Genomic DNA, 10012 nt, shown 5'->3' on the forward strand with positions numbered 1-10012 from the left:
CGGGCCTACCGCCGTGGTGGTTCAACGAGCAGGCCAGCGTTATGTCTCCGGCAAGGACGACCCGGGCAAGCGGCGAGTCTTCGACCACCCTGGCCGGCCGCCAGCCCGCGGTCGCTAGCTCATCGGTCAGCGGGTGTCGCTGTCGTCCTCGGCCACCGGCTCACCGGCCGGGCCGTACGGCGACACCTGCCCCTTGGGCACCGGTCGACCCTCGTCGCCGCGCGACGTGCCACGGTTGGCCGGATGCCCGCCCGGGGCGGGGCCCTTGTTGTCCTGGCTGGTCGCGCCCAGCGCGTTACGGCGCAACTCCTGCTGCTGCGGGTTCGTCACGGGGTGTCTCCCTCCGGTACGGCAGGCGGCATCGACCGCCTCCGCCGTCGGCATACCCGCCCGCCCCGATGGCATTCCGGCGATGGTCAGCGGTGCGACGGCTAGCGGGTCCCCAATTGGGTAACCCGACAGTGTGGGCAATGACCGAAGTGTGGTGCGGGTGCTGCTCGACCGGCGTGGCCGCACGTACGCGGAGGAGGCCGGTATCCGGCTCTCCGACCGGCCCGGGCCGTTGTATCAGCTGCTGGTGCTGACCACGCTGCTGAGCACCCGGATCCGCGCGTGCATCGCGGTGGACGCCGCGCGAGAGCTGTTCGCCGCCGGCTACCGCACCCCACAGGCCATGGAGGCGGCCAGTTGGCAGGAGCGCGTGGACGCGCTGGGCCGGGGCCACTACCGCCGCTACGACGAGCGGACCGCCACCATGCTCGGCACCGGCGCCCGGCTGTGCCTGGACCGTTGGCACGGTGACCTGCGACGCCTGCACCGGGAGGCCCAGGGCGACCCGGCCGGGCTGCGGCGGCGACTCACCGAGTTCCCCGGCATCGGCCCCACCGGCGCGGACATCTACCTGCGCGAGGCGCAGACGGTCTGGTCGGACGTGCGCCCGTACGCCGACCGTCGGGCCCTGGCCGGGGCGAAGCGGCTGGGCCTGCCGGGGTCCCCGGACCGGCTCGCCGGTCTCGTCGACGAACCGGACTTCGGCCGGCTCGCGTCGGCGCTGGTACGGGTGGCGCTGGGTGAGGAGTCCGCCGGTGAGGTCACCCGCGTCGCTGCCCGCTGAGGCGCTCACTTGACCGTCTTGTCCCCCGGGCGGGTCAGGTGCCACACCAGCAGCGCGGCGAGCAACGCCAGCACCACCACCCCGCCGGAGATGCCACGGCCCTCCTCGGGGCTGCGGCCGGCGCTGCCGAAGTAGATCACCGCGAGGCCGGCCAGCACCGTGACGAACGTACGCAACCCTCGGTCCTTCACGTCTGGCACCGTAGGCAAACCGCGTTCCCCACCTTGTCGATTTAGACCTTTTGTCAGCTTTTTGGGTGAACGCTTAACGCTCGGTGACGAACCCGCAGAGGCGTACCCGGCGCACCGCCCGGTCGGCGACCTCCACCACCTGCAGGGTCAGCCCAGGCAGCCGCACCGTCTCACCCGGGGAGTCCGGCAGGTGCCGCAGTCGGGCCAGCACCAGACCAGCGACAGTCGTGTAGTCCCGGGACAACGGAAAGCTCAGCCGCACCCCCAGGTCGGGCAGGTCGTGCAGCGGGAAGTCACCGGGCACCAGCAGCGATCCGTCCGGTTCCCGGACGACCCCGCGCACGTCCCGGTCGGTCTCGTCGTACAACTCGCCAACCACCTCGGCCAGCAGATCCTCCATGGTGACCATGCCGTCGATGCCCCCGTGCTCGTCAACCACCAGGGCCAGTTGCTGATGCTCCTGGCGCAGCTGACGCATCGCGTCGGCGACCGGCAGGGTCACCGGCAGCAGCAGCGGCGCCCGGACCCGCTCACCCACCGGAGCGGTGCCGGCCCGCACCAGGTCGCGGATGTGCACCACCCCGAGCACCTCGTCCAGGCCGCCGGGGCCGGTGACGGGAGCGCGGGACCGCCCGGCGGCGGCGAGCCGCCGGACCCCCTCGTCGGCGGCCAGACCGGCCGGCAGTGTCGTCACCTCCCGCCGGGCCACCAGGATCTCCCGCAGCGTCCGGCCGGCGATGTCGAACGCGCCGGTCAGGATCTCCCGCTGCTGGGCCGACAGGCCGCGCTGGCTGGCCAGCATCTCCCGCAGCTCCTCCTCGGTCATCTCCTCCCGGTTGGCCCGCGGGTCACCACCGGCGAGCCGCACGACCACGTCGGTGGCCCGGCTGAGCAGCCACACCGCAGGCCGGGACACCCGGGCCAGCAGATCCAGCGGGCCGGCGCTCAGCAGCGCCCAACGCTCGGCCCGTTGCATGGCCAGCCGCTTCGGGGCCAACTCCCCGAACACCAGCGTGACGAACGTCAGCAGCACTGTCACCAGCAGCACCGCGGCGGGACGCGCCGCGCCGCCGAGGAAACCCAACGGCCCGACCAGCGGAGAGGCCAACGACACCGCGGCCGCCGCCGAGGCCAGGAACCCCGCCAGGGTGATGCCGAGCTGAATGGTGGCCAGATAGCGGTTCGGGTCGCGGGACAGCCGCACCAACCGGTCGCCGGCCCGGCTGCGCCGGCCCAGCCGCCGCAACTGCCCCTCCCGCAGGGTCACCAGCGCCATCTCGCTGCCGGAGAGCGCGGCGTTGACAAGCACCAGCACGGCCACCAACGCCAACTGCCCGAGCTGACCGCCCATCGCGTACCCCCGTCCGCCGCCTGAGGTCACTCAACCGCAGCGCGGCGCGGCGCGGGCCGGTTTGCGACCGCGCCCCCGCTCAGTCGACCTCCAGGTCGTCCAGCGAGATGGCGTGGGTCATCAGCCACCGGGCCAGCGCCGACATCCCGAACAGCCACAGCGGCACCGACTCGGTGGGGCCGTTGGTGGCGTAGATGGCGAAGCGCAGGTCCGGCGCGCGGTACGCCTCGATCCGCCACCGGTGCTGCCGGTCCCGCCAGACCGCCGAAGGGTCCATGGCGTCACCGTAGGTGACCGGCGTCAACCTCGGGGCCGGTTGGCCGGGCACCGGCTCAGCCCGGCACCACGCCCGTCCCGAACACGATGCGGGCGACGGACACCAGGAGGCTGATGCCGACGGCGGCGAGGATCAGCCAGCCGACGCCACGCCACCCCGAGCCCCGGCCGGGCACCGGCACCGGCGGTAGTCTCCACAGCTCCCGGTACGTCCAGGCGAGCACACCCACCCCGAACGGCAGGAGCCCGACCCAGAACCAGAACCACCGGGTGCCCGCCAGCGGCGGCGCGCCACCGATCAACCGGCCCAGCCACAGCACGGTCAGCACGCCGGCGAGCAGACCGGCGATGCCCGCGATCCGGTGCGCGAGGTCGCCGCCGGACTGCCACGGGTCGGCCACGGCAGCGAGCCTCGCGTCCAGCCCGGCGTTCGCCGACAGGTCCGGCTCGCCCGGGTACGAAGCCGAGGCGGGCGGGTCGACGAAGGCGTACCGGATCTGGCCGTTGGGCACGGTCCAGACGAGCATCCCCCCGTTCGTCGCATGCTGCGACCGAGAACGGCTCCCCCAGTACGCGCCGTCGTCGGCCCAGCCGGACGACCGCTGGAAGGCCACCACCTGGCCAGCGGCGAGATCCCGGTCGAGCTGCGCCTCGGTGGACTCGCGCGGCTCGACCCACCACGCGAGGGACGCCCACAGCACCCACAGCACCGGCAGCGCCCAGCGCAGCACCACCGGTACGACCGCACGCCACCGGCGGCGGGAGGCCCGTGACCGGGTGGGGATCGCCTCGACCATCAGCTCACCGTCGCACCTCGGCGCACTGTTGTCAGCCCCGGATCGGACGCGACTGACGGCCGTGCGGTGGTCAACGGTCCGGTTGATCCTTGTCCGACGGCACAGTGGCTCGCCGGACGCAGTCGCGCAGCAGGGCGCGGCGTTGATCATGAACGTCGTCGGGTTCCAGGCTGCTGGCCGCGTAGACGTTGCTGACCGGCGACCAGGCCATGGACATGGCGATGACCAGAGCCATGAGGTCGAAGGGGTCGCCCGCGCGCACCCGCCCGGCGGCCTGCGCCTCAGCGATGGCCGTCAGCTTGCGATCGTCGTAGTGCTGGTGGGTCTCGACGAGGTGCCCGGCGGGCCGGCGCTCCAGTCGTGTCCAGGTCGCGAGGCGGATGAGATCGGGGCGGCGCAGGTATTCGTCGTAGAGGCGAACGGCCCAGTCGGCAAGATCGTCAGCGTCGATCGGCACGACGTTCGTGATGCGCTCCAGTGAGTTGAGGAAGATCGCGTCGAAGAGCCGTTCCTTGTCGCCGAAGTAGGCGTAGAGCTGCGCCTTGTTGGTGCGCGCCGCCGTCACGATGCGTTCCACCCGCGCCCCGGCAATTCCGTGCTGGGCGAACTCCTCGGTGGCGGCGTCCAGGATGCGCTGGTAGGTCGCGGCGCCTCGCGAGGTCGGTGGCTGCTCCGGCATGGCCCGCACTCTAGCAAACAGAACGGTTGGTTTGCCGTACGTCGCGATCGTGTCTACGGTGAAACAGACCGAACAGTTTGTTTAAGGAGTTCACCGATGCGGACGACCACCGGGTGGCAGGCGACCGGCCCCACGACGCTGCGCCGTACGTCGCTGGAGCGGCGCGACCTGCGCCCCGATGACCTCGCGGTGCGGATCGATCACTGCGGCGTGTGCCACAGCGACCTGCACGCCCTCAACGACCACGGCCAGCGCGTGGACGCGCCTCTGGTACCCGGTCACGAGTTCACCGGCGTGGTGACCGAGACGGGCCCCGAGGTGACCGCCTTCACCGTCGGCGATCGCGTCGCGGTGGGCAACATCATCGACTCCTGCGGCGTGTGCGCGATGTGCGCGGCCGGACAGGAGAACTTCTGCCACTCCTTCCCGACGCTCACCTACGGCGGCACCGACCGGCAGGACGGCTCGACCACACTTGGCGGCTTCTCCCGCGACTACGTCGTCCGCGACGCCTTCGCCTACCCGCTGCCCGCCGGCCTCGACCCGGCCGCGGCCGCCCCGCTGATGTGCGCCGGCGTCACCGTCTGGGAACCGCTGCGCGCCCTCGGTGTGGGCCCCGGCAGTCGCGTCGCCGTGGCCGGGCTCGGTGGCCTGGGTCACCTCGCGGTCAAGCTGGCCGTCGCACTAGGCGCCACCACGACCGTCATCAGCCGCACCCAGGAGAAGCGCGACGACGCCCTCCGGCTCGGCGCACACAATTTCCTGGACTCCACCGACACCCGCCAGATGGCAGCGACACGCGACACCTTCGACGTCGTCATCGACACCATCTCCGCTTCGCACGACCTCGCCCCGTACCTGAAGGTGGTGGCGATGGACGGCACCCTCAGCCTGCTCGGATACCTGGGCCCGGTCACCGTCGAGGCGATGGACCTGCTTGTCGGCCGCAAGAAGCTCAGTTCCGCCGGCAGCGGAGGCCGCCGCTCGACAGCCGAGATGCTCGAGTTCTGCGCCGACCACGGCATCGCCGCCGACGTCGAGGTGCTCCCGTCGGCGCAGGTGGAGACGGCACTCGACCGCCTCCGGCGAAACGACGTCCGCTACCGCTTCGTGCTCGACATGTCCGACCTGGACTGACAGCGGTTGACCCGGTCGTGGCGCCCGCTCAGGTGACGACGATCCGGGCGTCGTCGGGCAGCCGGCGGGTCGCGCCCCGCCGGTCCAGCAACTCCAGCAGGGGCACCGCCACCCGGCGGGTGGTGTCCAACGCCTGCCGGGCTGCGGACAGGGTGAACGGCTGCGGCAACCCGGCCAACACGCGGACCGCGTCGTCGAGCACGTCGGGCAGCAGCACCACGTTGTCGGCCAGCCGCAGCAGGGCGCCGGCCCGCACCGCGGCGCCGATCTCGCGGGGGCCCAGGCCGAGGTCGGCCAGGCGGTCCGCCTCGGGGGCGCGGAACGGCCGGTCGCCGTACTCGGCGCGGACCCGTTGCACGGCCAGGGCCACCGGTTCGGGCAGCGCGTTGGCGCTCGCCGCCCCGACCCGACCGGCGTGGATCCGCAGCGGCGGCCGGACCAGCGCCTCGACCAGCACCCGGTCGGGCAGGGCGAGGCGCTGACGCAGCGCGTCCACCGGCATCCCGGCCTCCAACGGGTGTTCCCGCGCGTGCCGGGCGACCTCCTCGGTCAGTTGCTCACCGAGCCGCCGCCAGTGTGCGGGGTCGGCCAGCCAGTCGCCGGCCACCGGCTCGGCGTATGCCGGCCCGTCCTGCACCGGCTCGGCGTGCGTCGGCACACCCATCCGGATCAACGCGCCCGACTGGATCAACCGGCGACGGCGCAGCTCCCCCGCCAGGTCGGGTCGACCGTCCAACTCGGCGAGGACCTGGGCGCGGGCGGCGGCCGCACCCCGTCGGCCCAGCGGTGGAGGTGCCACGTCCAGCACCCGCACCCCGCCGCTGACGTGGTGGCGGCCCGGGTCCCGCAGCAGCGCCCGGTCACCCACCAGCAACGGCAGCGGGCGGGCCAACCGCAGCCGGACGGTGTCCGGGCCGAGTGGGCGTACCCGTACCGGCACCGCCGCCGACCCGACGTGCAGGGTGAGGGTGGCCGGCAGATCGGCGGCCGGGTCACCGGCGAGCCGGACGTCGACCACGTCGGTGTGGTGAAACCGGCCCGGGGTGAGCAACGCGTCGCCCCGGCCGAGCCGGTCGCGGGGCGTACCGCGCAGGTTGACCGCCACCCGGGCGACCGCCGCCGCCTCCGGCCGGGCCTCGCCCAGCGAGTGCAGGCCACGGACCCGGACGGGTTCGTCGTCGCCGGCCAGCTCCAGTTCGTCGCCCACCCGCAGCCGGCCGGCGCCGAGGGTGCCGGTGACGACGGTGCCGCTGCCCCGCACTGTGAAGCTACGGTCCACCCACAGCCGGACCGGGTCGTCCACCACCGGCGCGGGCAGTTGGGCGGCGAGCTGGTCCAGGGCCGCCCGCAGCTGCGGCAGGCCGGCGCCGGTCAGGCCACTGACCGCCACCGCCGGCACCGCGCCGAGGCTGGTCTCGGCGATCTCCGCGCGGGCGCGGGCCGTCGCCGGCCCCGGATCGGCAAGGTCCGCGCGGGTCACCGCGAGCAGTCCGTACGCGACGCCGAGCGCGTCGAGCGCGGCCAGGTGCTCGGCGGACTGCGGCATCCAGCCCTCGTCGGCGGCCACCACTATCAGCGCCGCCGGGACCGGGCCGACCCCGGCGAGCATGTTCGGCACGAACCGCTCGTGCCCAGGTACGTCGACGAAGGCGACGGTGCCGCCGGACGGCAGCGTCGTCCAGGCGAAACCCAGGTCGATTGTCATCCCTCGGCGGCGTTCCTCGGCCCACCGGTCGGGTTCCATCCCGGTCAACGCCCGGACCAGTGTCGACTTGCCGTGGTCGACGTGCCCGGCGGTCGCGACGACGAACACGCTCAGTCCTCCCCGGGCACGTGCAGCACGGCCTCGCGGACGGCCTCGTCCGCGTCGACGGGCACACAGCGCAGGTCGAGCAGGAGCCGGCCGCGCACCACCCGACCGAGGACCGGCGGGTCCCCGGTGCGCAGCGGCGCCGCGTACCGCTCGGGCAGGCTCAACGCCCACGAGTCCAACTCCACCCCGGGGGCGCCGCCCCCGCCGACCACCGCGACGGCCGGCACCACCTCCGCCTTGCGCCCGTCCGCGCCGAGCCGGTCCCGCAGCCGCTCGACCCGTTCCCGCAGGGCACCCGGGTCGGCGTGCAGTGCCGCCCGGGTCGGCGTGTCCGGTTGGTGCACTGTGGCGGCCAGCGCGGCCAGGGTGAGCTTGTCCACCCGCAGTGCCCGCGCCAGTGGGTGGCGACGCAACCGCTCGATCACCTCGACGTCACCCAGCAACAGCCCCGCCTGCGGCCCGCCGAGCAGTTTGTCGCCGCTGGCGGTGACCAGCGCGGCGCCGGCGCGCAGGGTGCTGGCCGCGTCCGGTTCGTCGGGCAACAGCGGGTCCGCGCCGAGCAGCCCGGAGCCGATGTCCGCGACCACCGGCACCCCGAGCGTGGCCAGTTGCCGTACCCCGACGGCTGAGGTGAAGCCGGTGACCCGGAAGTTCGACGGGTGCACCTTGAGCACGAAGCCGGTCTGCGGGCCGAGCGCGGCGGCGTAGTCGGCGAGGGTGGTGCGGTTGGTGGTGCCCACCTCGCGCAGCCGCGCGCCGGTGCTCTCCAGCAGGTCGGGCAGGCGGAAACCGTCGCCGATCTCGACCAGTTCGCCGCGGCTGACCACGATCTCCCGGCCGGCGGCCAACGCGGTGGCGGCCAGCACCAACGCGGCCGCGCCGTTGTTGACCACGTGCACGGCGCCCGCGTCGGGCACGGCGGCGGCCAGCGCGTCGAGCGCGCCCCTGCCGCGACGGGCACGCCGGCCGGTGGCCAGGTCCAACTCGACGTCGGTGTGCCCGGCGGCAGCCATCACCGCGGCGACAGCGGCGGACGACAACGGCGCCCGGCCCAGGTTGGTGTGCAGCACGACACCGGTGGCGTTGAGCACCACCCGGGGGCCGGGCGTGGGCAACGCGGCGACCGCCGCGTCGCGTACCTCGTCGGGGTTGAGCTCACCGCGGCGGGCGCGACCCTGCGCGTGGGAGACGATCGCCTTGACCTGCTCCCGGCCGAGGGTCACTGTGGCGGCGGCCAGCACCGGGTCGGCGAGCAGCGTGTCCGTACGGGGCACCCGACGTCGCGGGTCCACCGGGCCGTCGCCCATCACGTCATCTCCTGCAAGCGGTGTGGCGGAGACGGACGGGAATCGAACCCGCCTGGCCCGGGTCCCGGACCACTCCGGTTTTGAAGACCGGGAGGGGCACCAGCCGCCTGAACGCCTCCACCGGACATTCGATCACACCGCGGGCGGGACCGCCCGATCAGCTGGAAGATCCATGCCGGTTCGCCGCGCTTCCGCCCGTTCGCGCTGCGGCACCACCGTGTACCGGGGGTCGCGGGCCGAGGCGACGCCGCCGTAGAAGATGCCGAACCGGGTCAGCACCGACGCGGCCAGCAGCGCTGTCCCCGAGAGCGCCCCGACCACCCGGCTGCGCCGGCCCAGCAGAGCACCCACCACCCCGCCGACGGTCAGCAACCGCCCGGCGCGCAGCAACCGACCCGGCCGACCCACCCGGTAGGGCTCGCTGAGCAGGCCGAGGCGGGTCTCCACCCGGTGCGCGCCGTACAGCTCCAGGGCCGCGCCGGCCACGGCCATCCGGCGGGCCGGCCCGGCCTGGGCCGGCGGCGCGGCGAGCAGACCCACGCCGGCGCCGCTGGCCAACGCGCTGCCCGCGAAGATCACCGGCAGCTCGGGGTACGCCTCGTGCCACGACGGCACCGCCGTGTCGGCCAGCAACACCCCGGTGTACGTGGCCAGCGCCGGCGCGGTGCCGGCGGCGAGCAGCCCAGCGGCGTGCCCGATCGGCGGCAACGCCCGGCCGGCCAGCCCGAGCAGACCGTGCCGGGGCAGCACACCGGCAGCCTCGGCGATCGCGGCGAGGCCCGCCGCCGGCCCGTACGCGGTGAGAATCCAGGTACCCATCGACATCGGCGAGGTCGGCTTGGCCACCCGCAGCATGTGGTGGAACCGCGCCGGCCGGCCCAGGTCCTTCACCAGGAAGACGGCGCTGGCACTGACGGCGGCCAACGCGGTGACCCGACCGGCACGCCGCAACGCGGGCCGGCCGGTGAGCTGCCCGCCCGCGGCCAGCAGCGACGAGCCCGCGGCCAGCCCGCCGGTGAACAGGTACGCGGCGATGTCCCACTTCCAGACCGGCCCCTTCAGAACGGGCCGACCGTAATAGGACGTGAACTCGGCCTCCGGCACCCGCAGTTCCTCACCACCCCCGCGCCGCCGGCCCCGCCGGCCCCCGGCTTCGGTGCTCCGCCGCGCCGTCAGGTCGCCCCGGCGGCTGCTGACGGCGGTGCCCCTGTCGTTCGGATGGTCGCCACCGCTCGTGGCCGCCGCACCGCTCGTGGTGCTAGGGCTGTCGTCGCCCACCGGTGGTCGGTCGCCGGACCGCCACCATCCGCCCGGTCAGCCCGTGCCGGCTGGCCACAGTGAAGTCCC

11 protein-coding genes and 1 tRNA gene are annotated in these 10012 nt (G+C 74.0%); 2 read left to right on the forward strand and 10 right to left on the reverse strand.

Annotated features, from left to right (window positions below):
• Positions 1-126 precede the first annotated feature (126 nt).
• Positions 127-330 carry a hypothetical protein gene (locus AB0C20_RS32230; RefSeq protein WP_357187530.1) on the reverse strand — a complete coding sequence of 68 codons (204 nt, stop codon included), beginning with the start codon at positions 328-330 and terminating at the stop codon, positions 127-129.
• 133 nt (positions 331-463) lie between these two features.
• Here AB0C20_RS32230 and AB0C20_RS32235 point away from each other — a divergent pair, with 133 nt between their 5' ends.
• Entirely contained in the window at positions 464-1114 is a 651-nt protein-coding gene (locus tag AB0C20_RS32235) for a hypothetical protein (RefSeq protein ID WP_357187527.1), read from the forward strand.
• A 5-nt stretch (positions 1115-1119) separates the two neighbouring features.
• On the opposite strand, the gene AB0C20_RS32240 is transcribed toward AB0C20_RS32235, so the two are convergent.
• From AB0C20_RS32240 to AB0C20_RS32260, 5 genes are all read right to left on the reverse strand, one after another.
• Entirely contained in the window at positions 1120-1305 is a 186-nt protein-coding gene (locus AB0C20_RS32240) for a hypothetical protein (RefSeq protein ID WP_036410487.1), read from the reverse strand.
• Between the two features lie 73 nt (positions 1306-1378).
• Positions 1379-2656: a hemolysin family protein gene (locus AB0C20_RS32245; protein ID WP_357569398.1), complete on the reverse strand. Its 1278-nt coding sequence runs from the start codon at positions 2654-2656 to the stop codon at positions 1379-1381.
• Positions 2657-2735: 79 nt separating this feature from the next.
• A complete protein-coding gene (locus AB0C20_RS32250; protein WP_030327722.1) occupies positions 2736-2933 on the reverse strand; it encodes a hypothetical protein in 198 nt (65 codons plus the stop codon).
• Positions 2934-2988: 55 nt separating this feature from the next.
• Positions 2989-3729, reverse strand: a complete 741-nt coding sequence (locus AB0C20_RS32255) for a hypothetical protein (RefSeq protein WP_357569399.1) — start codon at positions 3727-3729, stop codon at positions 2989-2991.
• A 70-nt stretch (positions 3730-3799) separates the two neighbouring features.
• On the reverse strand, positions 3800-4408 hold the full coding sequence (locus AB0C20_RS32260) for a TetR family transcriptional regulator (protein WP_357569401.1): 609 nt from the start codon (positions 4406-4408) through the stop codon (positions 3800-3802).
• Between the two features lie 96 nt (positions 4409-4504).
• Here AB0C20_RS32260 and AB0C20_RS32265 point away from each other — a divergent pair, with 96 nt between their 5' ends.
• A complete protein-coding gene (locus AB0C20_RS32265) occupies positions 4505-5545 on the forward strand; it encodes an NAD(P)-dependent alcohol dehydrogenase (RefSeq protein ID WP_357569403.1) in 1041 nt (346 codons plus the stop codon).
• Between the two features lie 28 nt (positions 5546-5573).
• Here the strand turns inward: AB0C20_RS32265 and selB are convergent, their stop codons facing one another.
• The 4 genes from selB to nrfD form a co-directional block, all read right to left on the reverse strand.
• Entirely contained in the window at positions 5574-7358 is a 1785-nt protein-coding gene (gene selB, locus AB0C20_RS32270; RefSeq protein ID WP_357569404.1) for a selenocysteine-specific translation elongation factor, read from the reverse strand.
• A gap of 2 nt (positions 7359-7360) precedes the next feature.
• Complete coding sequence (gene selA / locus AB0C20_RS32275) at positions 7361-8665, reverse strand: L-seryl-tRNA(Sec) selenium transferase (protein ID WP_357569406.1); 1305 nt, start codon at positions 8663-8665, stop codon at positions 7361-7363.
• Between the two features lie 23 nt (positions 8666-8688).
• A tRNA-Sec gene (locus tag AB0C20_RS32280) sits at positions 8689-8784 on the reverse strand.
• A 13-nt stretch (positions 8785-8797) separates the two neighbouring features.
• Complete coding sequence (gene nrfD, locus AB0C20_RS32285; protein WP_357569408.1) at positions 8798-9775, reverse strand: NrfD/PsrC family molybdoenzyme membrane anchor subunit; 978 nt, start codon at positions 9773-9775, stop codon at positions 8798-8800.
• Positions 9776-10012: the final 237 nt, after the last annotated feature.

The organism is Micromonospora sp. NPDC048843 (assembly GCF_040649965.1).
Classification (GTDB): domain Bacteria; phylum Actinomycetota; class Actinomycetes; order Mycobacteriales; family Micromonosporaceae; genus Micromonospora; species Micromonospora hortensis.

Bases quoted from the DNA above. Each gene is read 5' to 3' on its own strand.
- AB0C20_RS32265 (WP_357569403.1), top strand. From the start codon at position 4,505: ATGCGGACGACCACCGGGTGGCAGGCGACCGGCCCCACGACGCTGCGC.
- AB0C20_RS32255 (WP_357569399.1), bottom strand. From the start codon at position 3,729: ATGGTCGAGGCGATCCCCACCCGGTCACGGGCCTCCCGCCGCCGGTGG.
- AB0C20_RS32260 (WP_357569401.1), bottom strand. From the start codon at position 4,408: ATGCCGGAGCAGCCACCGACCTCGCGAGGCGCCGCGACCTACCAGCGC.
- AB0C20_RS32245 (WP_357569398.1), bottom strand. From the start codon at position 2,656: ATGGGCGGTCAGCTCGGGCAGTTGGCGTTGGTGGCCGTGCTGGTGCTT.
- AB0C20_RS32250 (WP_030327722.1), bottom strand. From the start codon at position 2,933: ATGGACCCTTCGGCGGTCTGGCGGGACCGGCAGCACCGGTGGCGGATC.
- selA (WP_357569406.1), bottom strand. From the start codon at position 8,665: ATGGGCGACGGCCCGGTGGACCCGCGACGTCGGGTGCCCCGTACGGAC.